At 72.7% G+C, this 26,113-nt stretch carries 18 protein-coding genes, 1 other RNA gene and 3 pseudogenes; 17 read left to right on the forward strand and 5 right to left on the reverse strand.

What is annotated here, in order from left to right:
• Window positions 1–46: 46 nt before the first annotated feature.
• From MVG78_RS17615 to MVG78_RS21820, 3 genes are all read left to right on the forward strand, one after another.
• The gene (locus MVG78_RS17615; protein ID WP_247554033.1) at window positions 47–952 is read left to right on the forward strand and encodes an SDR family oxidoreductase; all 906 of its coding nucleotides are present in this window, start codon (window positions 47–49) and stop codon (window positions 950–952) included.
• A gap of 140 nt (window positions 953–1,092) precedes the next feature.
• Entirely contained in the window at window positions 1,093–1,914 is an 822-nt protein-coding gene (locus MVG78_RS21815; RefSeq protein WP_345892838.1) for an ABC transporter substrate-binding protein, read from the forward strand.
• Entirely contained in the window at window positions 1,887–2,693 is an 807-nt protein-coding gene (locus MVG78_RS21820; RefSeq protein WP_345892839.1) for an ABC transporter substrate-binding protein, read from the forward strand. Before MVG78_RS21815 ends, MVG78_RS21820 begins: the two co-directional genes overlap by 28 nt.
• A gap of 77 nt (window positions 2,694–2,770) precedes the next feature.
• Here MVG78_RS21820 and MVG78_RS17625 read toward each other — a convergent pair whose 3' ends face one another.
• Window positions 2,771–3,160, reverse strand: a complete 390-nt coding sequence (locus MVG78_RS17625; RefSeq protein ID WP_247554035.1) for a hypothetical protein — start codon at window positions 3,158–3,160, stop codon at window positions 2,771–2,773.
• 331 nt (window positions 3,161–3,491) lie between these two features.
• Entirely contained in the window at window positions 3,492–4,277 is a 786-nt protein-coding gene (locus MVG78_RS17630; RefSeq protein ID WP_247554037.1) for a class I SAM-dependent methyltransferase, read from the reverse strand.
• A 257-nt stretch (window positions 4,278–4,534) separates the two neighbouring features.
• On the opposite strand from MVG78_RS17630, the gene MVG78_RS17635 reads away from it, so the two are divergent.
• Window positions 4,535–5,647 carry an NAD(P)/FAD-dependent oxidoreductase gene (locus MVG78_RS17635; RefSeq protein WP_247554039.1) on the forward strand — a complete coding sequence of 371 codons (1,113 nt, stop codon included), beginning with the start codon at window positions 4,535–4,537 and terminating at the stop codon, window positions 5,645–5,647.
• 79 nt (window positions 5,648–5,726) lie between these two features.
• The gene (locus tag MVG78_RS17640) at window positions 5,727–5,993 is read left to right on the forward strand and encodes a hypothetical protein (RefSeq protein ID WP_037225244.1); all 267 of its coding nucleotides are present in this window, start codon (window positions 5,727–5,729) and stop codon (window positions 5,991–5,993) included.
• Between the two features lie 16 nt (window positions 5,994–6,009).
• Here the strand turns inward: MVG78_RS17640 and MVG78_RS17645 are convergent, their stop codons facing one another.
• The 3 genes and pseudogenes from MVG78_RS17645 to MVG78_RS22110 form a co-directional block, all read right to left on the reverse strand.
• A complete protein-coding gene (locus MVG78_RS17645; RefSeq protein ID WP_247554041.1) occupies window positions 6,010–9,222 on the reverse strand; it encodes an AsmA family protein in 3,213 nt (1,070 codons plus the stop codon).
• 29 nt (window positions 9,223–9,251) lie between these two features.
• Window positions 9,252–11,480, reverse strand: a complete 2,229-nt coding sequence (locus MVG78_RS22105) for a hydantoinase B/oxoprolinase family protein (RefSeq protein WP_428480824.1) — start codon at window positions 11,478–11,480, stop codon at window positions 9,252–9,254.
• Window positions 11,472–12,905, reverse strand: a pseudogene (locus MVG78_RS22110) (hydantoinase/oxoprolinase family protein); the annotation flags it as partial. The pseudogene MVG78_RS22110 and the gene MVG78_RS22105, both read right to left, overlap by 9 nt.
• Window positions 12,906–13,071: 166 nt before the next feature.
• Here MVG78_RS22110 and MVG78_RS17655 point away from each other — a divergent pair.
• The 12 genes and pseudogenes from MVG78_RS17655 (at window position 13,072) to murD (ending at window position 26,112) form a co-directional block, all read left to right on the forward strand.
• Entirely contained in the window at window positions 13,072–13,800 is a 729-nt protein-coding gene (locus MVG78_RS17655) for a glutathione S-transferase (protein ID WP_247554043.1), read from the forward strand.
• A gap of 141 nt (window positions 13,801–13,941) precedes the next feature.
• Window positions 13,942–14,738: pseudogene (locus MVG78_RS17660) on the forward strand (TerB family tellurite resistance protein).
• Window positions 14,735–15,463, forward strand: a complete 729-nt coding sequence (locus MVG78_RS17665) for an N-acetylmuramoyl-L-alanine amidase (RefSeq protein ID WP_247554044.1) — start codon at window positions 14,735–14,737, stop codon at window positions 15,461–15,463. The pseudogene MVG78_RS17660 and the gene MVG78_RS17665 overlap by 4 nt, the downstream one beginning before the upstream one ends.
• Window positions 15,464–15,541: 78 nt before the next feature.
• An RNA gene (gene rnpB / locus MVG78_RS17670) (RNase P RNA component class A) lies at window positions 15,542–15,973 on the forward strand.
• A 349-nt stretch (window positions 15,974–16,322) separates the two neighbouring features.
• The gene (locus tag MVG78_RS17675; protein WP_247554046.1) at window positions 16,323–16,817 is read left to right on the forward strand and encodes a division/cell wall cluster transcriptional repressor MraZ; all 495 of its coding nucleotides are present in this window, start codon (window positions 16,323–16,325) and stop codon (window positions 16,815–16,817) included.
• A 20-nt stretch (window positions 16,818–16,837) separates the two neighbouring features.
• Window positions 16,838–17,797, forward strand: a complete 960-nt coding sequence (gene rsmH / locus MVG78_RS17680; protein ID WP_247554055.1) for a 16S rRNA (cytosine(1402)-N(4))-methyltransferase RsmH — start codon at window positions 16,838–16,840, stop codon at window positions 17,795–17,797.
• Entirely contained in the window at window positions 17,794–18,690 is an 897-nt protein-coding gene (ftsL, locus tag MVG78_RS17685) for a cell division protein FtsL (protein ID WP_247554057.1), read from the forward strand. The genes rsmH and ftsL overlap by 4 nt, the downstream gene beginning before the upstream one ends.
• Window positions 18,687–20,672, forward strand: a complete 1,986-nt coding sequence (locus tag MVG78_RS17690) for a peptidoglycan D,D-transpeptidase FtsI family protein (RefSeq protein WP_247554059.1) — start codon at window positions 18,687–18,689, stop codon at window positions 20,670–20,672. Before ftsL ends, MVG78_RS17690 begins: the two co-directional genes overlap by 4 nt.
• A complete protein-coding gene (locus MVG78_RS17695; RefSeq protein WP_428480691.1) occupies window positions 20,669–22,174 on the forward strand; it encodes a UDP-N-acetylmuramoyl-L-alanyl-D-glutamate--2,6-diaminopimelate ligase in 1,506 nt (501 codons plus the stop codon). Before MVG78_RS17690 ends, MVG78_RS17695 begins: the two co-directional genes overlap by 4 nt.
• Window positions 22,171–23,591 (forward strand): annotated as a pseudogene (locus MVG78_RS17700) (UDP-N-acetylmuramoyl-tripeptide--D-alanyl-D-alanine ligase). Before MVG78_RS17695 ends, MVG78_RS17700 begins: the two are co-directional and overlap by 4 nt.
• The gene (gene mraY / locus MVG78_RS17705) at window positions 23,588–24,676 is read left to right on the forward strand and encodes a phospho-N-acetylmuramoyl-pentapeptide-transferase (RefSeq protein WP_247554061.1); all 1,089 of its coding nucleotides are present in this window, start codon (window positions 23,588–23,590) and stop codon (window positions 24,674–24,676) included. The pseudogene MVG78_RS17700 and the gene mraY overlap by 4 nt, the downstream one beginning before the upstream one ends.
• 5 nt (window positions 24,677–24,681) lie before the next feature.
• Entirely contained in the window at window positions 24,682–26,112 is a 1,431-nt protein-coding gene (gene murD / locus MVG78_RS17710; protein ID WP_247554072.1) for a UDP-N-acetylmuramoyl-L-alanine--D-glutamate ligase, read from the forward strand.
• Window position 26,113 lies beyond the last annotated feature (1 nt).

The raw sequence follows: 26,113 nt of genomic DNA on the forward strand, positions 1-26,113 counted from the left end.
GCCTGCCCTGCCGGCCCGCGCCCCTTCCGGAAAGGACGACCCGCTCATGAGCCAGGACGGCCACGACCCCTACGCGATGCGCGACCCGCGCCAGCAGTATCCCCGCCCGCCCTTCCCACGGCAGCCGCAGGACGCGCCCGGCGAGGTCCGCCGCATGGAGCCGATGCCCGACCATGGCGAGAACAGCTATCGCGGCAGCGGCCGCCTGACGGACCGCAAGGCGCTGATCACGGGCGCCGATTCCGGCATCGGCCGCGCCGCCGCCATCGCCTTCGCGCGGGAGGGCGCGGATGTCGCGATCGGCTACCTGCCCAGCGAGGAAGCGGATGCGCGCGAGGTGGCGAAGCAGGTCGAGGCCGCCGGGCGCAAGGCCGTGCTCCTGCCGGGCGACGTGTCGGAGGAGGCGTTCTGCGGGAGGCTGGTGGCCGATGCGGTCGCGCAGCTCGGCGGGCTGGACATCCTGGTGAACAACGCGGGCAAGCAGACCGCGGTGAAGGCCATCGCCGAACTGACGACCGAGCAGTTCGACGCCACCTTCAGGACCAATGTCTATGCGATGTTCTGGATCACCAAGGCCGCGCTGCCGCACATGCCGCCCGGGGCGGCGATCATCAACACGACCTCGATCCAGGCGATGAACCCGTCCCCCTCGCTGCTGGACTATGCCCCCACCAAGGCCGCGATCATGAACTTCACCAAGGCCCTGGCGAAGCAGGTGGCGGAGAAGGGCATCCGCGTGAATGCCGTGGCGCCCGGCCCCTTCTGGACGCCCCTGCAACCCTCCGGCGGGCAGCCGCAGGAGAAGATCGAGGAGTTCGGCAGCCAGACCGTCTTCGGCCGCCCCGGCCAGCCGGCCGAACTCGCCGCGGCCTATGTGCTGCTCGCCTCGCAGGAAGGCAGCTACATGACCGGCGAGGTGATCGGCGCCACGGGCGGCAGCACGCCCTTCTGAAGCCGCCGCGGCATCGCCCCGGCACCGGCGCAGGGCGGAACCGCCGCCCTGCCCTCTTCTCTCTCCGCCAAAGCGTGGCACTGTGCGCCTCTTGCGCCGCCCGGCCGGGCGGCCCTTCCGAGCCCAGGATGATTGCCCCCATGAAGCGCCGCGACCTCGCTTCCGCCTCCCTTGCCCTTCTGGGTTCCCCGCTTCTCGCCCGCCATGCCCTGGCCCAGGGTGCCGTTTCCGGCGAGAGCAAGCCGCTGGTCATGGCCATCGGCGGCGCGATCCAGTCGATCGACCCGCATTTCTTCTCCGCGACGCCCAACCACACCGTCGCGAACCACATCTTCAGCCGCCTGATGGAACGGGACCGCAAGGGCAATCCGATCCCCGGCCTGGCCCTGTCCTGGACGCCGGTCTCGGAGACCGAGTGGGAGTTCAAGCTCCGCCCTGGGGTGAAGTGGCATGACGGCCAGGATTTCACCGCCGACGACGCGATCTTCACCTTCGCCCGCGCCCGGGACGTGCCCAACAGCCCCGGCGGCCTCGGGCCCTACCTCTCCTCCATCGCCGAGGCGAAGGCGCCCGACCCGCTGACGCTCCGCGTCATCACCCGGGGCCCGGCACCTCTCCTGCCGCGCCAGTTGCAGCAGGTCCATATCGTCTCCCGCCATGTCGGCGAGGGCGCGACCACGGACCAGTACAACAGTGGCAAGGCCGCCATCGGCACCGGCCCCTACAAGTTCGTCCGCTACGTGCCCGGGGACCGGCTGGAGCTGGCCCGCAACGAGGAATACTGGGGCACGAAGCCGGAATGGACCCAGGTGACGCTGCGGCAGATCACCAATCCCGGGGCGCGCGTCGCGGCGCTGCTGTCCGGCGATGTCGGCATCATCGACACGCCGCCGGCCGGCGCCTGCCGCGCCTGCGCAATTCCCCCCAGGTTGTGGTGGAGACGGCGCCCGGCCTGCGCCTGATCTATCTGGGCCCGGACTTCTCGCACGCCACCAACCCGCCCGAGGTGACGACCAAGGACGGCAAGCCCTTCGACAAGAGCCCGCTCCTCGACCAGCGGGTGCGCCGGGCGCTGAACATCGCCATCAACCGCCAGGCCCTGGCCGACCGGGTGATGCAGGGCATGGCGACCCCCACCGGGCAGTGGATGCCGCAGGGCAGCTTCGGCTATGCCCCCGGCGTGCCGGTGCCCCCCTATGCGCCGGAGGATGCGCGGAAGCTGCTGGCCGAGGCCGGCTTCCCCGAGGGGTTCCGCATCACCCTCCGCACCCCCAACGACCGCTATCCGAACGATGCCGAGACGGCGCAGGCGGTGGCGCAGATGTGGACGCGGATCGGGGTGCAGACCCGCATCGAGGCCATGCCCTGGAGTGCCTATGTCCCCCGCGCCACGCGGCAGGAATACTCCATGTGCCTCTGGGGCTGGTCGAGCAGCACCGGCGAGGGCAGCAACGTCATGAACAGCGTGCTCAGCACCTATAACAGGGAGAAGGGCCGCGGTTCCTCCAATGACGGCCGCTATTCCAACCCGGAATTCGACGCCCTGACCGACGAGGTGCTGTCCACCATCGACGATGCGAAGCGCGAGGCCCTGATCCAGAAGGGCGTGGCCATGGCGATGGGCGACGTGGCGCTGATCCCGCTCGTCATCCTCACCAATGCCTGGGCGACGCGGAAGGGGCTGACCTATACGGCCGGGTCCAGTGAAATGACCCTGGCCATGGATGTGCGTTCCGCCTGATCGCGCAGGGGGGCCGCCCGGCCCCCTTCCTCCTCAGTAATTCGATTGTAAATCATCATAAATATACAACCCATGATTTATTTCGTCGCAGTTTCCTGACTTTCTGCCTTCTCCTGCATGATTTTTGATCCCGGCTTGTAAAATAAAGCCAACACCGTAACATTGGCGACGGGGGAAGGATCAAAAGAATGAATTCTTCGTTGCTGCTGGTCGCCGTCCATTTTCTGCCCGAAATTTCCCGCGCCGTGGCACTTGGCCAGGAAAGCGAAACGGCATGCCAGGTGTCGCACGCGGTCCGCGCCGCCGCCGGCACCGGCAATCCCTTTCTGGCCCTGCGACGGATCGAGGCCGATCTGAACCGCGCGGCCGCCCTGCGCATCCGCCTCGCCTCGATCGCCTGCGACCGGGAGATCGCCCTGGCCGAGATGCGCCACCGGACCCGGAACGGGCAGGACGGCGGGCGCCATCCCTTCCCGGGCCGTGCCCATGCCCTCGGGCTGGCGATGACCCTCTGCGCAGGCTTCCTGTCGATCTTCGCCCTCGGCTTCCGGTGGAGCCGGACGGCGCCCGCCTCCCCGCGCCTGGCCGGACCTGTTGCCAGTTGCCTGCTGCTTGCCGCCATGCTGGTCGCCGCCCTGGGGATCACGACCCGGCCCGAGAGCCCGGGGCAGTGGCGGTGCTGGCCCCGGCGCCGGAATCGGCCGATGCATCGGCCCTGCCATCGGAGCCGGTGCCGCAGGCGGCCGATCTCATGCGGCCGGCCTGATCCGGCCTGTCACCCCCTGGGCAAAGGCGCGTTCAGCCACCCAGCAGGAAATAGGCGTAGTTCGTGTTGCCGTTGAGCGGCTCCTCCGGCACCAGCCTGACCGCCAGCGGCACGAAGCCCTTCGCCTCCGCCTCCGTCCAGAAGACATCGATGGGATAGGTGGTCATGTTCGCGACATGGCGCCGATAGGAGAAGCGTTTCGTCCGCGACGTCCAGGAATGCCGGCTGTAGCGGATCTGGATCATGGCCAGGCCGCCGGGCCGCAGGAGCCGCCGCGCGGCGGCCAGGACCCGCAGCCCGTACTCGGCGGAGGGCAGCAGTTCGAACACATAGGTCGAAAGGAACAGGTCGCAGGGCTCGGACAGCTTCTCCGGAACGGCTTCCGGCGATGCCGGATCGGCGAGCAGGGGATGGAAGCCGCGATAGCCCATCGCCGCGAGTTGCCGGCCGCATTCGTCCAGACTCTCCGGCACGATGTCCAGGCCGATATAGGTGGTGCCGAGCGGCGCGAAATGCACCGCGTTGGCGCCACCGCCGCAGCCCCATTCCAGGATGCGCCGCGGCGCCCCGGCGCCCGCCATCAGCGCGAACTGCCGGTACAGGGCCAGGTTCTGCCGTCCGATCGCCAGCCAGCGTTCGTCGTCCGCAAAGACCCCGACGCCGCGCCAGTGCGAATACTCCTCGCGCCGCGCCGTCGCCGGCGAGTTCCAGAAGGCATTCGCCTCGCCCACCAGCCCCGCCTCGCTCGTCGCCGGTCGGAGGTGGAACTCCATCCAGCGATAAAGCCGCCGCAGCCTGCGCAGCGGATGAAGGCACACCTGCTCCGGCGATGGTCGAGACCCTATGATGGCCCTGCCCTCCAGCCAGTGGGGCCGGGGGATTCGCGGTTCGCGTGCTGGCCGCGAATGCCGCCCCACGGCGATTCGCAGCAGGCTATCGCCACCGGCTTCGCGGCTCACCAAGTTTGTTGCGCTCCGTATCGATGGCCGGGCCGGGGCGGTATCCTCCGCCCCGGCGGCGGCCTTCCCACACCTCCGGCCCATCCGCCGGGGCCATCCGGATCTGGAGTACCGCCATGCGCGTGATCGTCGTCGGAGCTGGCATCCTGGGCTCCAGCCTGGCCTATCACGCGGCGCGGGAGGGTGCCGAGGTGATCCTCCTCGACCCCATGGTGGAAGGCCGCGCCACCGCGGCGGGCGCGGGCATCATCTGCCCCTGGGCCTCCCGCGTCACCGATCCGGACTGGTACCGGCTTTCGGGCGGCGGGGCACGCTTCTACCCCCATCTGGTGGAGCGTCTGGCCGAGGAGGGCGAGACCCAGCTCAGCTACCGCCGCGTCGGCGCGCTCTGCGTGCCCGGCGACGAGGGCGAGCTGGACGAGACCGAGGCCCGAACCCGCATCCGCGCCGAGGAAGCCCCCGAGGCGGGGGAGATCACCCGCCTGATGCCGGAGGAGGCGCGCGCCCTCTTCCCGCCGCTGCGCCCGGGCCTCCCCGCCCTGCATGTCGGTGGGGCGGCGCGGGTGGACGGCCGGCAGCTCGCCACCGCCCTGCTGCGCGCCGCGGAACGGCACGGAGCGCAGCTCCACCGCTTCCCCGTGGCCTCCCTCCAGGCCCGGGACGGCGCCGTGCGGGGCGTGACGCTGGAGAATGGGATGGCGCTTGAGGCGGATGAGGTCGTGCTCGCCGCCGGGGCCTGGGCCCCGCCCCTGCTGGCGCCCCTGGGGCTGGAACTGGCGGTGCAGCCGCAGCGCGGCCAGATCCTGCACCTGCGCCTGCCGGGGGTGGAGACGCGCCACTGGCCTGTGCTGCTGCCGATGAGCAGCCACTATCTCCTGGCCTTCGACGACAGCCGGGTCGTGATCGGCGCGACGCGGGAGACCGGCTCGGGCTTCGACCACCGCTTCACCGCCGCCGGCATCCGGCAGGTGCTGGACGATGCGCTGGGCGTCGCGCCCGGCCTCGCCGACGCCACCCTGCACGAGATGCGCATCGGCTTCCGTCCCATGGGGCCGGATATCCGCCCTCTGCTGGGCCGGGTGCCGGGGCTGCCGGGGCTGGTCATCGCCAACGGCCTCGGCGCGGGCGGGCTGACCATGGGCCCCTATGCCGGGGCCCTTCTGGCGCAGCTCATCCTGACCGGCCGGACCGAGATCCCGCTGGCCCCCTACGACCCGCTGCGCCGCTGATCCCCCCGAGCCGGGGCGCCGGGGAAACCCGCCTCGCCGCCGGGGCGTTTTCCGGGCTGGAAGGTTGGGAGAACCGCAGATGATCGACGAGAAGTTCGCCAACCGTGAGGACCGCCCCTTCCCCACGGACGACCCGATCCAGCAGGACCCGACGATCCGCCGGCAGGCCCATGGCCGCAAGGCCAAGGACCGGGGCGACGATCCCGCCGCCGGCACGGCGGCCGAACCGGTCTCGCCGGGCGAATACCAGGCCGGGGACAGCAGCGAACTGGCTCAGGCTCTCGGCGGCCCGGTGGACATCTCTCCGATCCGGGGTCGGCGGATGATCGAACGCGAGGAGGAATAGTCCCCCTCGCGGCTGCCTACAGGCTCTGCTCCGCGCGCCAGAGCAGCCAGGGCGTGAGCTCCGGCACCCGCTTCGGCGCCGCGGATGGGCCGGCCAGCCGCAGCCGCACCTCCGGCCCGTCCGGGATGCGGAGGCCTAGGCTCAGATCCAGCATCCGCCGCGTCAGGTCGATCTCGCCTCCCAGGCCCAGAAGAAGGTCCGTGGCGGTGATCTCGCCCGAGGCGATCCGGGCGCGGCCATCCTGCAGTTGCAGGGCCAGGGCCAGGCGCTCGAAAGGTGTCTCGCCTCCGGCCAGAGCCTGACGCATCCGCGCCTCCGCCTGGGGGCCCGGTGCCCGGACCGCCTGCAGGGCGGCCGCGCCGTCGATCCCCAGCAGCACGCCCTGCCGCAGTTCCAGGCTGCCTGCGCCGCCCAGCGTGGCCATCATCGCCGAAGGACTGCGCCCCTGGGCGGACAGACGGAAGATCGCATCCCCCACCCCGCCGCGCAGGTCGAGGGGCCAGCCCGTCAGCGCGCCATCCAGCGTCGCGCCGGCGATGCGCCCCTGAAGCTCCATCTGCGGCACATCCTCTGCCGCCCGCAGCACCAGGCGCCCCGAGGCATCGCCGCCCCGCAGCCTGCCGCGCGCGACCTCCACCTCCAGCAGGCCATCCAGCAGCCGGACGGTGCTCTCGCTGTCCTCCAGCAGGGGGCCGCCCCAGGGGCCGATCCGGTCGGCCGCCACGGACATGTCCAGATCCAGCATCCGCAGCGGCTCCAGCGGCAGCGGCCGCGCATCGAGCGACAGCGCCGGCAGGGGCAGGTCCTCCGCCACGAGTCGGCCGGTCAGGCGCGGGCGCGGCCGGCCCGCCTCGCCGCCCGCGAAGGCCAGGGAAAGCTGCCCGTCCGTGCGCAGGGTGCCCGCCACCAGATCGAAGCGGTCACTGGACACGCCCTGGGGTCCGGCGGTGAAATTCGCGATCAGGGACATGGAGCCCTGGCCCAGCCAGCCTTCGGCCCCATCCCAGCCGGTGAGGTCGCGCACCAGCCGCGGCACCCCCGGATGCCGCAGGGTCACATTCCCGGCCAGCTTCCGCTCCGGCAGATCCAGCACACCGTTGCTGTCCAGGCGCAGGTCGGACCAGTCACCTTCCAGCCGCAGGCCCAGCGCGTCCAGCGGGCCACCGCCGGACAGGCGCAGGGCCAGGGGCGCCCCGGCCAGCCGCGTCGCATCCGGCCAGTTCCCCGGCAGCGCCGCGAAGAGCGGCCGCGGGTCCGGCGCCGCCACCTCCAGCATCAGGTCCGACAGGCGCGGCTGCGCGCCCAGCAGCGCCACGCCGGAGGCCATGACATCCGCCCCCGCCACCCGGCCGGTGAACTGGCGCAGGGTCAGCCGCCCGGCCTCCAGCGCCGCGTCGAGCCCGGCGCGTTCCGCCGTCACCCCGCGCAGCCGCACCCGGTCGGCGGCCAGGCGCAGATTGGCGTCGAAGCCGCCCAGCTCGGCCGAAAGCGCCTCCCAGCTCCGCCCCGGTGTCAGCAGCCCATCCAGGTCGAGGCGATCCAGCGTCACCCCCAGGCCGAAGGAGGGCCGCTGCGCCCCCGCCGCCTGCACTACGCCGCCGGCTCCCATCACAGCACCGCTCGCCGGAGTGCCTGCCCCGGAAGCGCCGGCGGCGGAGGAAGTCGGCCCGGCGCCCGCCTGGGTTCCCCCGCCCGGGGTTGCGCCAGCCTGGGATGCATTACCCTGCGTCTGGGCTCCGCCCGCCGCTCCGCTCCCGGGCGTCGCGCCGCCCCTGCCAGCCGCCGCCTGTGGGGCTCCTCCCTGGGTTGCCCCCCTTGGGTCGTGCCTCCCGGGGCTGCTCCTCCTTGGGCCGCATTGCTGCTGCGCGGCGACGGGAGGCGCCCCTGGGGCCGCCCCTGGGGCCGCCCCTGGGGCCAACGTCGAGCCCTGGCGGAACACGCCCGCGCCGGACAGGCGCGCGCCGTCCACCGTGGCGCTCAGCTCCGGCACCGCCACCTGCCCGTCCTCGATCACCAGCCGGGCATGGCCATCCGCATGTTGCAGACGGTCGGGCGCCAGGCTCGGCAGCGGCCAGCCCAGCGCCGCCAGCGTCGCCCGCAGCTCCTCGCTGCGGAAATCCAGCGCTGCCTCCAGCCGCTTGCCGGCGGTGGCACCGTTCATCGTCACCTGGGTCTCGCCGGGCAGGATCGCGGAGGCGTCGGTCAGGCTCAGCCGGTCCCCCTCCCGGAAGACGGAAGCCCGCAGGCGCCGCAGCGGCACGCCGCGCAGCGTCGCCGCCTCTACCGAGAAATCCAGGCCGAAGGGCAGGCCGCCCCCGGCACGCAGGCTGTTCTGCCAGGGGTCGAGGTTCAGCCGCCCGGCGGCCAGCGACAGGTCCAGCCGGGGCTGCGGCCGCAGCCGCAGCGTCAGCGCCCCGCGCGCCGGGTTGCCGTTGAAGTCGAGGTCCAGCCCATCCGCGATGATCAGGTCGGCCGAGGCGGATAGCCGCCCCTGTGCCCGGAAGGGCCCCGGCGGCCCCGGCAGCATCAGCGAGAGATCCGGCCCGGACGCCTCGATCCGCCCCTCCAGCCCGCCCTCGGGCGGCAGGGCGCCGCGCGCCGCCAGGGTGGTGCCGCCGGAGGAGAGTGCCAGGTCCAGCGGCATGGCGCCGTCGAAGCCCGCCCGGCCCAGCGTGGCGTCGAAGCGCACCTCCCGCCCGGCCCAGACCTCCATGGGCACGAAGCTGCCGGTGGCATGCATCGCCTCGGTGTAGGAACCGGCGGACAGCTTCGCCCGCACGCGCTCGAAGACCATGCTGCCGATGGTGAGCCGGCTGTCCACCACCTCCGCCTGGAAGGAGGCGAGCGAGGCCGAGAAGGCGAAGCTCGGCACCGGTGGCCAGGGCAGGCGGATCTCCGCCCCCACCAGGGTCAGCTCGCGCGGCGCCATGCGCCCGGCGAGCAGCGACCAGCCATCCAGCTTCAGGTTCAGCGCCCGCGCGCCGAAGCCAAGCGAGGCTTCCGGCTGGCCGACCGTGACGCCCTCGGCCTCCAGCATCGGCTCCGGCAGCAGGGTCAGGTGCACCGGCCCGGACAGCGTCACCGCCATGCCCAGCCGCTGCGCCGCCAGGCTGGCGAGCTGGCCGCGCCAGGCGGTCCAGTCGAGCAGGCGCGGCGCGAACCAGAGGCCGGCCAGCGCCAGCACGAGCAGCAGCACCGCCGCCGCGCCGAAGCGGCGCAGGGCGGTCATCGCGGCAGATCCTCCCGTCCCGTCAGGGCTCAGCCCCTCCCTTTCGCATCACCCCAGCCGCCGCCACCCGGGGTTTCCAGCCCGAGGATGTCGCCAGCCTCCAGCACGGCGCGGTCGCAGCCGCGCATCGGCTCGACCCGCCCGTCCAGGCGCTCCACCCATTGCCGGCCGGGCGCGCCCGGGGCACCGCCCTCCAGGCCATGCGGCGCGACCTCGCGGCGGGAGGCGACGATCACTGCCTCCATCGGCTCCAGGAAGCGGATGCGCCGGCGCGAGCCATCGCCGCCCCGCCATTGCCCCGCCCCGCCCGAGCCGCGCCGAATGGAGAATTCCTCCAGCCGCACCGGATAGCGCATCTCCAGGATCTCCGGATCCGTCATGCGCGTGTTGGTCATATGCGTCTGCACCGCGCTCGCCCCATCGAAGCCCGGCCCGGCACCGACTCCGCCACAGACCGTCTCGTAGTACTGGTAGCGCGCATTGCCGAAGAGAAGGTTGTTCATCGTCGCCTGGGCGCAGGCGCAGGCATGCAGCGCGCCGAGCAGCGCATTGGCCACAGCCTGCGACACCTCGGTATTGCCAGCCACCACCGCGGCCCCCGGATGCGGCGAGAGGAAGCTGCCCTCCGGCACCACGATCTCGATGGGCACCAGGCAGCCGTCGTTGAGCGGGATCTCCTCCCCCACCAGGCAGCGGAAACAATACAGCACCACCGCCCGCGTCACCGCCGGCGGCGCGTTGAAATTGCCGCCCCGCTGCGCCCCGGTGCCGGTGAAATCCACCACCGCGCGGCGCGCGGCGCGGTCCACCCGCACCGCGACGCGCAGCGGCGAGCCGTCATCCATCGTATAGGCGAATTCGCCATCGCCCAGCCGGTCGAGCACGCGGCGCACGCTCTCCTCGGCATTGTCCATCACATGGCGCATATAGGCCCGCACCGTGCCGAGCCCGTGCTCGCGCACGGCGCGGCGCAGTTCCTGCACGCCCGTCTCGTTGGCCGCGACCTGCGCCTTGATGTCGGCGACATTCACGTCCGGCGAGCGCGCCGGATATTTCGCTCCCGACAGCAGGGCGCGGAACTCCGCCTCGCGGAAACGCCCCTGCTCGACGAGGAGGAAGTCGTCGATCACCACCCCCTCCTCCTCCAGCACCGTGGAATCCGGCGGCGTGGAGCCCGGCGTCAGGCCGCCGATATCCGCATGGTGGCCGCGCGATCCGACGAAGAACAGGATCTGCCCGGTTTCCCCATCGGGGCCGCCCTCCCCGAAGACCGGCGTGATCACCGTGACATCCGGCAGATGCGTGCCGCCATTGTACGGGTTGTTCAGCGCCACCACGTCGCCGGGACGCAGCGTGGCACCGCGCGAGCGGATCACCGTGCGCACGCTTTCCCCCATCGCGCCCAGATGCACCGGCACATGCGGCGCATTGGCCACCAGCCGCCCCTCGGCATCGAAGATGGCGCAGGAGAAGTCGAGCCGCTCCTTGATGTTCACGGAGAGCGAGGTGTTCTGCAGCACCGTGCCCGTCTGCTCGGCGATGCTCATGAACAGCGCGCCGAACAGCTCCAGCATCACCGGATCGGGCCGGCCGGTATCCGCCACCACCGCATTCGCCCGCGCCTCGACACGGCGCAGGATCATGTGGTTCAGCGCCGTCACCTCGGCCTGCCAGCCGGGCTCCACCACCGTGGTCGCGTTCGCCTCGCGGATCAGCGCCGGCCCGCGCACCGTGTCACCGGCCAGCAGCGCCCCGCGCTCCAGCACCGGGGCGCGGTGCTCGCGGCCGCCGGTGAAGAGCGCCACCTCGTCGATCACCGGCACGGCCTCGCCCGGCGCGCGGGCGGCGAGCCGCGGCTCCTCCACCGGCTCGCCCGCTGCGATCGCCTCAGCGATGCAGGCTTCCACGATCACCTCCCGCTCCGGGGAGGCGAAGCCGAAGCGGCGGCGATGCGCCTCGGTGAAGCCCGCCAGCACCGCCTCGTATTCCCCGAACTCCACCGGCAGGAAGGCATCCGTCCCGGCATAGCGCAGGTGCAGCCGCCGCTGCGCCGAAAGCCGCGCCGCCCCGTTGCCCTGGCGCAGCAGCTCCGCGCGCCCTTCCTCCGCCAGCGCGTCCAGCCTCGAAGCCAGCGCCGCCATGCCCTCCGGCGAGAGCGGCTGTTCCACCGCCGCCTCCCGGATCACGCTGGCATCGGCCAGCCCCATGCCATAGGCGGACAGCACCCCGGCGAAGGGATGCACGAAGACCGTCTCCATCCCCAGCTCGTCCGCCACCAGGCAGGCATGCTACCCACCCGCGCCGCCGAAGCACTGCAGCGTGTAGCGCGAGGCGTCGTGCCCTTTCTGGATGCTCACCTGCCGGATCGCATGCGCCATGTTCGCCACCGCGATGCGCAGGAACCCTTCCGCCACGGCGCGCGGGTCCATCTCCGGCTCCCCGGTCGCCGCCGCGATCTCCCGCGCCAGGGCGGCGAACTTCTCCCGCACCACCCCGGCATCCAGCGGTTGGTCGCCATGCGGCCCGAAGATCGCCGGGAAATGCGCCGGCTGCACCTTGCCGGTCATGACATTCGCATCCGTCACGGTGAGCGGCCCGCCCCGGCGGTAGCAGGCCGGCCCCGGCACCGCCCCGGCGCTTTCCGGCCCGACGCGGAAGCGCGCGCCGTCGAAGCCCAGCCGCGAGCCGCCGCCCGCCGCCACCGTGTTGATCGCCATCATCGGGGCGCGCATCCGCACGCCCGCTACCTCGGTCTCGAAGGCGCGCTCGAACTGCCCCGCATAGAGTGCGACATCCGTGCTGGTGCCGCCCATGTCGAAGCCGATGATGCGGTCGAACCCGGCCATGGCGGCGGTGCGCGCCGCGCCCACGATGCCGCCCGCCGGACCGGACAGGATCGCGTCCTTGCCCTCGAAACCCGCCGCATCGGCCAGCCCGCCGGAGGATCGCATGAAGGAAAGCCGGGCACGGTCCCGCTCCGCCCGCCCTTCCGGGTTCAGCTCCCCCGCCACCTGGGCGACGTAGCGGCGCAGGATCGGCGAGAGATAGGCATCCACCACCGCCGTGTCGGCGCGCGGCACGAGGCGCGGCAATGGCGAGGCCCGGTGCGACAGCGAGACCTGGGCGAAGCCTTCCTCCCGCGCGATGGCGCCGATGCGCTCCTCATGCGCCGGATTGGCCCAGGCATGCAGCAGCGCCACCGCCACGGCGGGGATGCCGTCGGCCTTCGCCGCCCGCAGCGCCGCCCGCGCCGCATCCTCGTCTAGCGCCTCGATCTCCCGCCCCTGCGCGTCCAGCCGGCCGCCGATCTCGGCCACCCGCTCATGCAGCAGGGAGGGCAGGCGCACATCCAGGTCGAAGAGCCGCGGCCGCGCCTGGTTGCCGATGCGCGGCAGGTCGGCGAAGCCCCGGTTGAGGATCAGCAGCACCCGCTCCCCCTTGCGCTCCAACAGCGCATTGGTGGCGACGGTGGTGCCCATCTTCACCGCCTCGACCGCGCCGGGCGGCAGCACCTCGCCCGGCGCCAGCCCGAGGATGGCGCGGATGCCGGCCACCGCCGCGTCCCGGTACGCTTCCGGGTTCTCCGAGAGCAGCTTGCGCGTGCTCAGCCGCCCTTCCGGATCGCGCGCCACGATGTCGGTGAAGGTCCCGCCGCGATCCACCCAGAACTGCCAGCCCGCCATCGTCAGATCCCCATCCTGCAACCCCAGGAGCCGGAAGCCCCGGGCCGCCTCGCGGCGCACGATGCGCAGCGCCCCGCCGCGCGGCAACCCGGCCCATCCCGGGAGAGGGCCGGAAGCGGCAGCGCATGCCGTGCGTTTGCCTTCCGTGCAAGCTCAGGAGCATCGCATGGCCCGGCAAACCGCCTACGAACTGTTCTACTGGCCTGGCCTGCCGGGGCGCGGCGAATTCGTCCGCCTGGCCCTGGAAGCCGCCGGGGCCTCCTATACCGACCATGCCCGGCACCCCGACGGCCTGGCGGCGATGCAGGCGCTGCTGACGGACGTGGCCCAGCCGCACCCGCCCTTCGCGGCGCCCTTCCTGCGCGACGGCCCGCTGCTGATCGGCCAGACCCCGGCCATCCTGCTGCATCTGGGGAACAAGCACGGGCTGGCGCCGGAGGCGGAGGAGGGCCGCCTCTGGTGCCACCAGATCCAGCTCACCATCGCCGACCTGGTGACGGAGGCGCACGACAGCCATCACCCGGTCGCCAGCTCCCTCTACTACGAGGACCAGAAGCCCGAGGCCGCCCGGCGCGCGAAGGACTTCCGCGACAGCCGGATGCCGAAGTTCCTTGGCTGGTTCGAGCGTATCCTGGCCGCCAACCCCGCCGGCCCCGCCCATCTGGTGGATCGGGCGCTGAGCTATGCCGACCTTTCGCTGTTCCAGACCGTGGAGGGGCTGCGCTACGCCTTCCCCCGTGCCAGCGCGCGGGCCTTGCGGAAGACGCCGCATGTCGCGGCCCTGGCCGCCTCGGTGGCGGGATGGCCGCGCATCGCCGCCTACCTCGCCAGCCCGCGCCGCCAGCCCTTCAACCAGAACGGCATCTTCCGCCACTACCCCGAGCTGGACGGATAGGGCGGCCGGCCCACGCCCCGGCCCCCGTTGCCTTTCCGGATCGGAAATATCGGCGATCGAATGCCTCGCAAGGCACGTCGCCCAGAATACCGCCACGTGCTATGTCCATGTTGAGAGCTGGGATCGCGCGGGTCGTCGGATTTGGGTTTCTGGGGCAAGATCATCGGCAGTGCGCTCGGCTTCGCGGTCGGCGGCCCCTTCGGCGCCATGCTCGGCGCCTCGCTGGGCCATGCCGCCGACGAGGGCGCGCTGCGCGGCGCCCTGCCGGGCGGCGCCAACCTCGCGGGGCTGCTCGGCTCGCGCGAAACGATCTTCGCCATCTCCGTCGTGGTGCTGTCCGCCAAGCTTGCGAAATGCGACGGGCCGGTGCGGCGCGCGGAGATCGACGCCTTCAAGATGCAGTTCCGCATCCCGCCCGAGAACATGAAGGACGTGGGCGAGCTCTTCGACCGGGCCCGCGACAGCGCCGAGGGCTACGAGCCCTATGCCCAGAAGCTGGGCGAGGCCTTCGCCGGTGAGAAGGGCATGCTGGAGGATGTGCTGGCCGCCCTCGCCGCATCGCCACGGTGGACGGGCCGCTGAACCAGGCGGAATACCGCTTCCTGGGCAATGTCCACCGCCTCCTCGCCCTCGACCTTCCGGCCTGGGAGCGCGCCAGCCAGGGCCGTCCGCGCCATTTCGGCCCGGAAGGCTCCTATCAGGGTGGCGCCCGTGCCCCGGCGGTGAGCGAGGGGCCCGACCCCTATGCCACGCTGGGCCTGGCCCCTGGCGCCAGCAACGAGGCGGTGCGCGCCGCCTGGCGCGGCCTGATCCGGGAGAACCACCCGGATGCCCTCGCCGCCCGCGGCATGTCCGCGGAGCTGGTGCGGCGGGCCACCACACGCATGGCCGAAATCAACGCGGCCTGGGACCGGATCAAGCGGGAGCGCGGCCTTTGACGACCAGCAGCCTGTCCATCCTGGATCTGCCGAGCCCCAACCAGGATGACCGCCCCGGCGACATGCCGGTGGACATGCTGATCCTCCACTACACGGACATGGAAAGCGGCGCGGCGGCCATCGAGCGGCTGCGCGACCCGGTGGCCAAGGTCTCCTCCCATTATGTCGTGGAGGAGGACGGGAGAATCTTCCGGCTGGTGCCGGAGCACCGCCGCGCCTTCCATGCCGGCATCTCCCACTGGCGCGGGCACGACACGCTGAACGGCCGCTCGATCGGCATCGAGGTGGTCAATCCCGGCCATTCCTGCGGCTACCGCCCCTTCCCCGCCCTGCAGATGGCCGCCCTCTGCGACCTCTGCCTGGAGATCCTGTCCCGCTGGCCCATCCCGGCCCGCAACGTGGTCGGCCATTCCGACGTGGCGCCGGACCGCAAGATCGACCCGGGCGAGCTGTTCGACTGGCAGGGCCTGGCCGCCAACGGCGTCGGCCTCTGGCCCGCCGGCGTGTCCGGCCATTCCACGCGGCCGCGCCAGGACGGCACGGCCCGTGCCCTGCCGCTCCTCCGGGCCATCGGCTACCCGGTCGATCCGGCGCGGCCGGATGTCGTCCTGTCCGCCTTCCAGCGCCACTGGCGGCAGGAAACCGTTTCGGGGGAGGCCGACTCGGGCACGCTCGCCCGGATCGAGGCCGTCGCCGCGCTCTGCGGCATCGCGCCCGGCGACTGACAGGCGGCTTCCGCTCCGCCGGCCCAGTCTGGTTGGGCGGCTTGCGCCGATTCGCCGGAAGCCCCATACCCCGCCTCGCCAGATGGTCGGACGGCCGCGGTCCGGGCTCAGCCCGAATCGAGGAAAGTCCGGGCTCCACGGAAAAGCGGTGCCGGCTAACGGCCGGCGGGGGTCAAACCCCAGGGAAAGTGCCACAGAAAACAGACCGCCCGGCCGGACCGGTGCCCTCGTGGCGCCGCAACCCTGCCGGGTAAGGGTGAAAAGGTGCGGCAAGAGCGCACCGCGCCCCCGGCAACGGGGGCGGCACGGTAAACCCCACCGGGAGCAAGACCGAATAGGGGCGGCCGGCGAGCGCGGCGGATTCGTCCGTTCCGCGCCGGCGCAGGGGTTTTTCCGCCTCGCCGCCCGGGTTGGTCGCGTGAGGCGCGCCGCGAGGCGCGTCCCAGAGGAATGGTCGTCCACCGTCCGAGAGGGCGGTGACAGAACCCGGCTTACAGACCATCTGGCGCCCACCCCCTCCCAACCACCCGTATAAGTTGTTGTTTCGCTGGGTCGCCGCTTGAAGCAAGCGCCGCAAACCCCTGTTTTTTCATGTGTCACGCCGGCAACACTGCCCCGTAACCACGCACCATCTCGTGCAGGGCTCGTCTTCGTCCTTGGCGGGGCTCCATTGCCCATGATATCCCGTGTCATCCCGTGAGGCTCAGATCCTGAGGGGGGCTGAGGGGCCTGCGGGTGGTCGGGCGAGCCGGTGGGATCGGGGGTCCCGCCGGCCGCTGTCCCGACCGGATCAGGGGGCTGGCCGGACCGCGCCTGCGCCGCCCCTGGAACCCTTGGGGGAGGGGGATGATCGACGCGCATGTCCCTCTTCCTGGGCACCATCACCAACAAGCTGGACAAGAAGGGGCGAGTCTCCATTCCCGCCCCGTACCGCTCCCTGATGGCCCGCCTGGGCGTCGAGGAACTGATCCTGCGCCCTTATCACCTGGACCCCTGTGTCGAGGGCTGGCCGCAGAGCGCCTTCGAGCAGTATTCCGCCGATGCCCAGCCCGCCGATCCTTTCGAGGACCCGCAGGACGACCTGTTGCTGACCCTCTTTTCCCAGGCCGAGAGCATCCGCCCGGATTCCGAGGGCCGCGTGGTGCTCAGCGAGGCTTTGATCGCCCATGCCAACCTCACCGAGAGCGTGGCCTTCGCCGGGCTGGGCAAGAAATTCCAGATCTGGGAACCCAGCACGCTGAAGGAACGACAGGCCGCCGCCATGAAGGCACGGCAGGAGAAGCAGCGCGCCCGCGAGGCCCTGCAGACCGCCCTGGGCATCGACGGCCGCCGGGGCGGCAGGGACGAAGCATGAACGGGGGCATGAGCGGGGACATGAGCGACGGACTCGATTTCGCCCGGCGCCAGGGCCATGCCCCGGTGATGCTGCGGGAGGTGCTGGCCAGCCTCGCCCCGCGCGACGGCGGCCACTACCTCGACGGCACGTTCGGCGGTGGCGGCTATACCGCCGCGATCCTGGAGGCCGCGGACTGCACCGTCTGGGCGGTGGACCGCGACCCGGACGCGATCGCCCGCGGCGCCGCCCTGGCGGAACGCTTCGCCGGCCGCCTGCGCCTGATCCCCGGCCGCTTCGGCGACCTCGCCGGGCTGGCCGCCGAACACGGCATCCCGCCGCTGGACGGCGTGGTCTTCGATCTCGGCGTCTCCTCCTTCCAGCTCGACCAGGCCGAGCGCGGCTTTTCCTTCCGCGCCGATGGGCCGCTCGACATGCGGATGGAGCGCGAAGGACCCTCGGCGGCCGATCTGGTGAACAGCCTGCCCGAGCGCGAGCTGGCCGACATCCTCTGGCAACTGGGCGAGGAGCGGCATTCCCGCCGCGTCGCCCGCGCCATCCTCGCCGCCCGGGCCGAGGCGCCGATCACCACCACGCTGCGGCTGGCCGAGATCGTGCGCGGCGCCGTGCCGCGCGATCCGTCCGGCATCGACGGCGCCACCCGCTCCTTCCAGGCGCTGCGCCTCAAGGTGAATGACGAGCTGGGCGAGGTGGAGCGCGGACTCGCCGCCGGGGCCGAGGCCCTGGCCCCGGGCGGCCGCCTCGTCGTCGTCGCCTTCCATTCGCTGGAGGACCGGATCGTGAAGCGCTTCCTGCGCGACGCCAGCGGCCGCACGCCCGCCGCCTCCCGGCACGATCCGGCCGCGCTCCGCCCCCGGGCGGAGACCCAGCGCTTCCGGCTGCTGACCCATTCCGCCCTCCGCCCGGAGGCGGAGGAGACCCGTTCCAACCCGCGCGCCCGCTCCGCGAGGCTGCGCGCCATGGAGAGGCTTGCCCCATGATACGCCCGCTGACGCTGCTCACTCTTCTCGCCGCCAGCGGGGCCGGGCTGCATCTGTACAAGGTGAAGCACGAGGTCGCCCTGCTGGACCGGGAGCTGGCCCAGATCCAGGCGCAGGCCGAGGCCGCCAAGGCCCGCACCGGCATCCTGAAGGCCGAGTGGCAGCTCCTGAACGAACCCGAGCGGCTGCGCCGGAACGTCGAGCAGTACCTGCCGCTCGACACCATGCAGCCGAACCAGTTCATCCGCGCCGCCGATATCGACAAGCGCCTGCCGCAGGCCGTGGCCTTCGCCGGGCCGCGCAACCTCTTCGCCGTGCCGGCCGAGACCGCGGTGGCCGCGGCCGAGACGCCCGCGCAGGACGAGACGGCGGCCCATGCGCCGGAAGCCCCGGCCGCGCTGGCCGCCGCCGCGGTCGCGGCCGCCCCGGCGGTGCGCGCCGCCGAGGCAGCGCCGGCCATGCGGAGCAGCGAAGCCGCCTCGCCGGTCAAGACGGCCGAGAGCCCGGCCCGCGCCGCCAGCCCGCGCAAGACCGAGACGGCCGAGCGCCCCGCGCGCCGCGAGGCGGAGCCCGCCCGCCGCGAACTGGCGCGCCATGCCGAACCCGCGCCCCGCGTCCTGGAGGCGGTGGAGCGGCGTGAGCAGGCGCCGCGCGCCGTGCCGGTGGCCGCCCGGCCCACGCCGGTCCCGCCGCCCCGGCCGGTGGCACCTCAGATAGCGCCGCAGGTGGCCGAGGCCGCGCCCATCCCGGGCCAGGGCCGTCCGCTCTACCGCCCGGCCATGGCCGCGCCGCCGGTCCCCTCCACCTCCGCCCTGGGTGGCGTGCGCAGCATGCTCGCCCCGCCGGTGCCGCTGGCGCCGCCCGTGCCCGTCGCCTCCGCCGCCACGCGATGACCTCGCCCCGCGCCCCGAGGGCCGACGACGCCCCGCCACTGCTCCATACCCGCGCGCGGGTGGAGGGCCGGCATCCTGGTGCGGGCGGGCGCGGACGTGGCTCGCAGCCCGACCTCGCCCGCCGCGCCGCGCTGGAACGTTCGCGCGGGCGCCTGGTGATCACCGCGCTGGGCTTCGGCCTGCTCTTCGCGGCGGTGGGCGCGAAGCTCACCCTCGCCACGCTGATCGACCCGCGGGAGCCGCGGCGGATCGCCATGCGCCCCAATACGGGCGCGCCCGTGGCCACCACCGCCTCGCGTGCCCCGATCACCGACCGCAACGGGGAGATCCTGGCCGTCTCGCTGCCGGTGACGGAGCTGGTCGCCAACCCGAAGGTGATCGAGAACCCGGCCGAGGTCGCCGGCAAGCTGGTCAAGATCCTGCCGCAGATGGACCGCGACAAGCTGACCGCGCGCCTCTCCGGCGACCGCCAGTTCGTCTACATCGCCCGCGCCCTGACGCCGCGGCAGACCCAGGCGGTGAACGACCTCGGCGTGGCCGGGCTGGAATTCCACACCTCCGAGCGCCGCTACTATCCGCAGGGGCGTGCCGCCGTGCATGTGCTCGGCAATGTGGACGTGGACAACGAGGGCATCTCGGGCGTCGAGCGCTTCTTCAACGAGCGCCTGCGCCTGAAGCCGGACGAAGAGCTGCGCCTCTCCCTCGACGTGCGCGCCCAGGTGGCGATGCGGGACTCGCTGCAACAGGCGATCAACGACTTCAACGGCATCGGCGGCGCCGCCATCCTGGAGGATGTGCGCACCGGCGAGATCATCACCATGATCTCGCTGCCCGACTACGATGCCGGCGATATCGGCGGCGCCACGCCGGAACAGCGTTTCAACCGCGCGACCGTGGGCACCTACGAACCCGGCTCGACCTTCAAGCTGCTCACCGTCTCGATGGCGCTGGAGAGCGGCACCAGCAACCTCTACAGCACCTTCGACGCCAGGAACCCGATCCGCATCGGCCGCTTCACGATCCGGGACTTCCAGGGCAAGAACCGCGTCCTCGCCCTGCCGGAGGTCATCGCCTACTCCTCGAATCTCGGCGCCGCGCGCATGGCCTGGGCCGCGGGGCCGCAACGGCAGCGCGACTTCCTGCTGCGCATGAACATGCTCTCGAAGCTGCATCTGGAACTGCCCGAGCTGGCCACGCCCCTGGCCCCGCCCGCCTCGCTCTGGAAGGAGGCAAGCACCTACACCATCGCCTTCGGACAGGGCATCAGCGTCACGCCGCTGCACGTGGTCAACGCCATCTCCACCATCGCCAATGGCGGCACGCTGCGGCAGCCCACGCTGGTGGCGCAGCCGCCCGGCGTCGAGCGTCCCGGCACGCGCGTGATCTCGGAGACAACCACGGCGCTGGTGCGCAAGCTGATGCGCATCGTGGTGACGGATGGCTTCGGCAAGACCGCCGAGGTTCCCGGCTACTTCCCCGGCGGCAAGACCGGCACGGCGCAGAAGGCCGGCGCGCATGGCGGCTACGTCCAGGGCAAGCGCATCGCCGCCTTCGTCGCGGCCTTCCCAATGCAGGCGCCTCGCTACGCCATCTACATGATGATCGACGAGCCGAAGCCGAACGCGAAGAGCTACGGCTACGCCACCGCCGGCTGGGTGGCAGCCCCCGCCGCCGGCCGCGCCATCGCCCGCGTTGCCCCGATCCTCGGCATGGTGCCGGACGATCCCAAGGACCCGGCGATCAACCAGGCGCTCTACATCCCGCTGCAGCCCGGCCGTGGCCCGGCGCCCTCCGCACCGCCAGCCGGCAAGCCCGCCCAGGCTGCCGCGCCTGCCACCACCCGCCCTGCCTCCACGCCGATGCGGGCCGCGCCGCCGGCCACCGCCACGCCGCCCGGCACGCCGGAACACCCCGCGCGCGGTCCGTTGCGCGTCACCGATGCCAGCGAATGGCGCAACCGGGAGGCCGCGCTGCCACGATGACGACCGCGACCGCCCCAGGGCCTGGGGGTGCCGCGATCGCTCTCGGACAGCTCGCGCGCGCCATGGGCCTTCCCCGGCCGGAAGGCGATCCCGCCATCGCCGGGCTGACCGCCGACAGCCGCGCCGTGGCGCCGGGATTCCTCTTCGCCGCCCTGCCCGGCTCGCGCACCGACGGGCGCGCCCATATCGGCGATGCGGTGGCGCGCGGCGCCGCCGCGGTGCTGGCGCCCGAGGGCACCGCCTGGCCGGAAGGTGTCCCCGCCCACCCGCTCCTCACCGCGCCGGACGCCCGCCGCGCCCTGTCGCTGGCCGCCGCCGCCTTCCACGGCGCGCAGCCGGAGGTGCTGGTCGCCGTCACCGGCACCAACGGCAAGACCAGCACGGTCGATTTCCTGCGCCAGATCTGGGCCCTGGCCGGCCGCCACGCCGCCTCGCTCGGCACGCTGGGCCTGCGGGCCGAGGGCTTCCCACCCGGCCCTTCCCTCACCACGCCGGACCCGGTGACGCTGCATGCCACCCTCGCGGACCTTGCCCGGGCCGGCGTCACCCATGCGGCGATGGAGGCCTCCTCGCACGGGCTCGACCAGCGGCGCCTGGACGGGGTGCACCTCGCCGCGGCGGGCTTTTCCAACCTGACGCGCGACCATCTCGACTACCATGGCGGCATGGCGGGCTACCGCGCCGCCAAGCTGCGCCTCTTCGGGACCGTCCTGCCGCCCGGCGCCCCCGCCGTGGCCAATGCCGACATGGAGCCGGAAACGCTTGCGGCCCTGCGGGCCATCGCCCGCGACCGGAGCCTGCGCCTGCTCACCGTGGGCGAGGCGGGCCATGACATCCGCCTGCTGCACCATACTCCGCTGCCCGAGGGCCAGGCGCTGGAGCTGGAGGTCTTCGGGCGCCGCGCCGGCCTTACCCTGCCGCTGCCGGGCCGCTACCAGGCCGACAACCTGCTGATGGCGCTGGCACTCGCCGTGGCCACCGGCCTCGATGCGGAACGGGCCCTGCCCCTGCTGGAACGCCTGCGCGGCGTGCCCGGCCGCATGGAACTCGCCGCTCGCCTCGGCAACGGCGCCGCCGTCTATGTGGACTACGCCCATACCCCGGATGCGCTGGAGCGCCTGCTCTCCGCGCTGCGCCCGCATGTCGGGCTGGGCGGGCGGCTACATGTCGTCTTCGGCGCCGGCGGCGACCGCGACCCGGGCAAGCGCCCGCTGATGGGCGCCGCCTGCGCCCGCTTCGCCGACCGCTGCTGGGTGACGGACGACAACCCCCGTTCCGAGGACCCCGCCGCCATCCGTGCCGCCGTGCTCGCCGTTTGTCCCGGCGGGATCGACGCGGGCGACCGCGCCTCCGCCATCGCCGCGGCCCTGGCCGATCTGCGCCCGGGCGACGTGCTGGCCGTGGCCGGCAAGGGGCATGAGAGCGGCCAGACCATCGCCGGCGTCACCACGCCCTTCGACGATGCCGAGGTGGTGCGCCGCCTCGCGGGGGAGATGGCATGACCGGCACCCCGCTCTGGACCAGTGAGGAGCTGCGCGAGGCCACCGGCGGCACGATGCCGGAGGGCATCGCCGTCACCGGCCTGTCGATCGACACCCGCAGCCTCCAGCCCGGCGACCTTTTCATCGCGCTCCGCGACCAGCGCGACGGGCATGACTTCGTGGCCGGGGCGCTGGATTCCGGCGCCGCCGCCGCGATGGTGGACCGCCAGCCGCCGGAGGTGCCGGAACAGGCCCCGCTGCTGCGCGTCGCGGACACGCTGGCCGGTCTCACCGCCCTGGGCGCCGCCGCGCGGACCCGCTCCACCGCCCGCTTCGCCGCCGTGACCGGCAGCGTCGGCAAGACCACGACCAAGGAGATGCTGCGCCAGGGCCTTGCCGCCCTCGCCCCCACCCATGCGGCGGTGGCCAGCTACAACAACCACTGGGGCGTGCCGCTCACCCTGGCCCGGCAGCCGCGCGAGGCCGCCTATGCGGTGATCGAGATCGGCATGAACAACCGGGGCGAGATCGCCCCCTTTCCCGCCTCGCCCGGCCGGACGTGGCGGTGATCACCAACGTCGCCGCCGCCCATGTCGGCCATCTGGGCTCGGAGGCGGAGATCGCCGAGGAGAAGGCCGACATCCTGGCCGGCCTCGCCTCCAACCTCGTCCCCGGGGGCGGCACCGCCGTCTTCCCCGCCGACGGCCCGCATGCCGCGCGGCTGGCGGAGCGCGCGCGGGAGGCCGGCGCCCGGCTGGTCCGCTTCGGCGAGGCGGAGGGCGCCGATATCCGCCTGCTCGACTGGCAGGGCACGGCCACCGGTTCCAGCTCCCATCTCTCGCTGCACGGCATGCGGCTGGGGCTGAAGCTGCCGGTCCCCGGCCGGCACATGGCGCTGAATGCCCTGGCCGCGCTGGGCGCCGCCGAGGCGCTGGGGGCCGACCCGGTGCGCTTTCTCGCCGCGCTGGAGGGCTTCTCCCCCACCGCCGGCCGGGGCCTGCGCCAGGCGATCCCGCTGGAGGGGGGCGGCGAGTTCCTCCTCCTGGACGAAAGCTACAACGCCAACACCGCCTCGGTCGCCGCCGCCCTGGCCGTGCTGGCCGCCCAGCCCACCCCGCCCCCGGGGCGCCGCATCGCCGTGCTCGGCGACATGCTGGAACTCGGAGAACACGGGCCAGACCTGCACAGATCCCTTGCCCCGGCGGCGGCGGCGGCGGCCGACCTCGTGTATTGCTGCGGCCCGCTGATGCGCGGGCTTTTCGAGGCCCTCCCTCCGGGGAAGCGCGGCGCGCATGCCCCGGATTCCGCGAGCCTGGCTCCGGTCCTGGCCAGCGCGGTGCGCGGCGGCGATGCGGTGATGGTGAAAGGTTCGCTCGGCAGCCGCATGGCGACGGTGGTCGCGGCGCTGAAGGGCAGACGGAAGGACTCTCCTGCGTGATCTACAATCTCGTCGCTCCCTTCGGCGAGCAGTTCATCCTGTTCAACCTCCTGCGATACACAACCTTCCGTGCCGGCGCCGCCTGCCTGACGGCGCTGCTGGTCTCCATGATCTTCGGCCCGGCGGTGATCCGCTGGCTGCGCACCTTCCAGCGCGGCGGCCAGCCGATCCGCACCGATGGGCCGGAGCGCCATCTGGTGGAGAAGAAGGGCACGCCCACCATGGGCGGCGTGCTGATCCTGATGAGCCTGGGAATCGCCACGCTGCTCTGGGCCGACCTGCGCTCCGGCATCGTCTGGGCGGTGCTGCTGGTCACCATGGGCTATGGGGCGCTGGGCTTCTGGGACGACTGGCTGAAGGTCACCAAGCGCAACACCAAGGGCGTGTCCGGCCGCATGAAGCTGGTGGTCCAGGGCGGGCTCGGCCTGCTGGCCGCGATCTGGATCACCTGGCTGATGCCCTACAACCTCCAGGGCGCGCTGGCCGTGCCGTTCCTGAAGGACGTGCTGATCCAGCTCGGCCTGTTCTTCCCCATCGTGGGCATGCTGGTGATGATGGGCGCCTCCAACGCGGTGAACCTCACCGACGGGCTGGACGGTCTGGCCATCGTGCCGGTGATGATCGCCGCCGGCGTCTTCGCCCTGATCACCTATCTCGTCGGCAACCGCGTCTTCGCCGACTACCTGCAACTCAACTTCGTGCCCGGCACCGGGGAGCTCGCGATCTTCCTGGCCGGGCTGATCGGCGCCGGACTCGGCTTCCTCTGGTTCAACGCGCCCCCGGCCGCGGTGTTCATGGGCGATACCGGCTCGCTGGCCCTGGGCGGCGCGCTGGGCGCGGCGGCAGTGGCCACCAAGCACGAGATCGTGCTGGCCATCGTCGGCGGCGTCTTCGTGGTGGAGACGGTGAGCGTCATCATCCAGGTCTTCTGGTACAAGCGCACCGGCCGCCGCGTCTTCCTCATGGCCCCCCTGCATCATCACTTCGAGAAGAAGGGCTGGGCCGAGCCTACGATCGTCATCCGCTTCTGGATCGCCGCCATGGTCCTCGCCCTGGTCGGCCTCTCCACCCTGAAGATCCGGTGACAGCCATGGCCCGCGACCTCACCTCGCCCGATATCTCCCGCGACAAGGAACCGCCGCGGCGCGCCTCCGACACGCTGCCGGAGGGCTACGACTTCAAGCCCTTCGCCAACCGCCGCATCGCGGTGGTCGGGCTGGGCAAGGCCGGCCTGCCCGCCGCCTACCGGTTGCGGGACTGGGGCGCGGAGATCGTGGTCTGGGACGACAACCCGGCCCAGCGCGAGGCCGCCGAGGCCGCCGGCTTCACCGTGGCGGATGTGACCGCCGTGCCCTTCGCCCAGGACACGCTGCTGCTTTCCCCCGGCATCCCGCACCGCCTGCCGCGCACCCATCCGGCGGCCGCGCGGGCGCTGGCGGCGGGGGCGCCGATCCTCTGCGACGCGGAGTTCCTTTTCCTCGCCGCCCGCGCGGCCGGCTCCAAGGCGCGTTTCGTCGGCATCACCGGCACCAACGGCAAGTCCACCACCACCGCCCTGCTGCGCCACATGCTGAAGGGCGCGGGCATGCCGGTGGCCGCCGGGGCCAATCTCGGCCCCGCCGCCACCGCCCTGCCCCTGCTGGCGCGCGGCGCCTATGTGCTGGAAATGTCGTCCTACATGCTGGAGCGCCTGGACGCGCTCCACTTCGACATGGCGGCGATGCTCAACCTGAGCCCCGACCACCTGGACCGCCATGGCGGCATGCCGGGCTATACCGAAGCCAAGGCGCGCATCTTCGCCGGCAACCGGGTCTCGGTGCTGGGCATGGATGACGAGGCCTCCCGCGCCCTGGCCCCGCGCATCCGGGGCCGGCTCGTGCCGGTTTCCGGCACCACGCCGCAGCCCGGCGGCGTCTGGGCCGAGGGGCGCCTGCTGCGCGACGCGGAAGGCCCGCTCCTCGACCTCGAGGAGGCCGCCGCCCTGCCGGGCACGCACAACGCCCAGAACGCCGCCGCCGCCGCCGCCCTGGCGCTCGCCCTCGGCCTCACCCGGGCGCAGGTGGCGGAGGGGCTGCGGAGCTATCCCGGCCTGCCGCACCGGCAGGAGCGCGTGGCGGAACAGGATGGCCTCCTCTATGTCAACGACAGCAAGGCGACCAACGCGGACAGCACCGCCTGGGCGCTCGGCACCTATCCGCGCGTGGTCTGGATCGCCGGCGGCGTGCCCAAGGAGGGCGGGATCGAGCCCCTGGCCCGCTTCTTCCCGCGCGTCGCCCATGCCGTGCTGATCGGGCGCTGCGCGGAGGAATTCGCCGCCACCCTCGCCGCCCATGGCGTGCCGCACGAGATCGCCGGGACGATGGAGGCGGCGCTGCCCGCCGCCCGGGACGCCGCGCGGCGCCTGGGCGCGCCGGTGGTCCTGCTGAGCCCCGCCGCCGCCTCCTTCGACCAGTACAGCGGCTTCGAGGCACGCGGCGAGCATTTCCGCACCCTGGTGCAATCCCTGGAAAAGGCGGCCTGAC

Source organism: Roseomonas gilardii subsp. gilardii (assembly GCF_023078375.1).
GTDB classification, from domain to species: Bacteria; Pseudomonadota; Alphaproteobacteria; order Acetobacterales; family Acetobacteraceae; genus Roseomonas; species Roseomonas gilardii.

What these genes read in the sequence shown, in the direction of transcription:
- MVG78_RS17615 (WP_247554033.1), top strand. Translation starts at nt 47, where the DNA reads ATGAGCCAGGACGGCCACGACCCCTACGCGATGCGCGACCCGCGCCAG.
- MVG78_RS21815 (WP_345892838.1), top strand. Translation starts at nt 1,093, where the DNA reads ATGAAGCGCCGCGACCTCGCTTCCGCCTCCCTTGCCCTTCTGGGTTCC.
- MVG78_RS17625 (WP_247554035.1), bottom strand. Translation starts at nt 3,160, where the DNA reads ATGGCGCCCGCCGTCCTGCCCGTTCCGGGTCCGGTGGCGCATCTCGGC.
- MVG78_RS17635 (WP_247554039.1), top strand. Translation starts at nt 4,535, where the DNA reads ATGCGCGTGATCGTCGTCGGAGCTGGCATCCTGGGCTCCAGCCTGGCC.
- MVG78_RS17640 (WP_037225244.1), top strand. Translation starts at nt 5,727, where the DNA reads ATGATCGACGAGAAGTTCGCCAACCGTGAGGACCGCCCCTTCCCCACG.
- MVG78_RS17645 (WP_247554041.1), bottom strand. Translation starts at nt 9,222, where the DNA reads ATGACCGCCCTGCGCCGCTTCGGCGCGGCGGCGGTGCTGCTGCTCGTG.
- MVG78_RS22105 (WP_428480824.1), bottom strand. Translation starts at nt 11,480, where the DNA reads ATGGAGACGGTCTTCGTGCATCCCTTCGCCGGGGTGCTGTCCGCCTAT.
- MVG78_RS17655 (WP_247554043.1), top strand. Translation starts at nt 13,072, where the DNA reads ATGGCCCGGCAAACCGCCTACGAACTGTTCTACTGGCCTGGCCTGCCG.
- MVG78_RS17675 (WP_247554046.1), top strand. Translation starts at nt 16,323, where the DNA reads ATGTCCCTCTTCCTGGGCACCATCACCAACAAGCTGGACAAGAAGGGG.
- rsmH (WP_247554055.1), top strand. Translation starts at nt 16,838, where the DNA reads ATGAGCGACGGACTCGATTTCGCCCGGCGCCAGGGCCATGCCCCGGTG.
- ftsL (WP_247554057.1), top strand. Translation starts at nt 17,794, where the DNA reads ATGATACGCCCGCTGACGCTGCTCACTCTTCTCGCCGCCAGCGGGGCC.
- MVG78_RS17690 (WP_247554059.1), top strand. Translation starts at nt 18,687, where the DNA reads ATGACCTCGCCCCGCGCCCCGAGGGCCGACGACGCCCCGCCACTGCTC.
- MVG78_RS17695 (WP_428480691.1), top strand. Translation starts at nt 20,669, where the DNA reads ATGACGACCGCGACCGCCCCAGGGCCTGGGGGTGCCGCGATCGCTCTC.
- murD (WP_247554072.1), top strand. Translation starts at nt 24,682, where the DNA reads ATGGCCCGCGACCTCACCTCGCCCGATATCTCCCGCGACAAGGAACCG.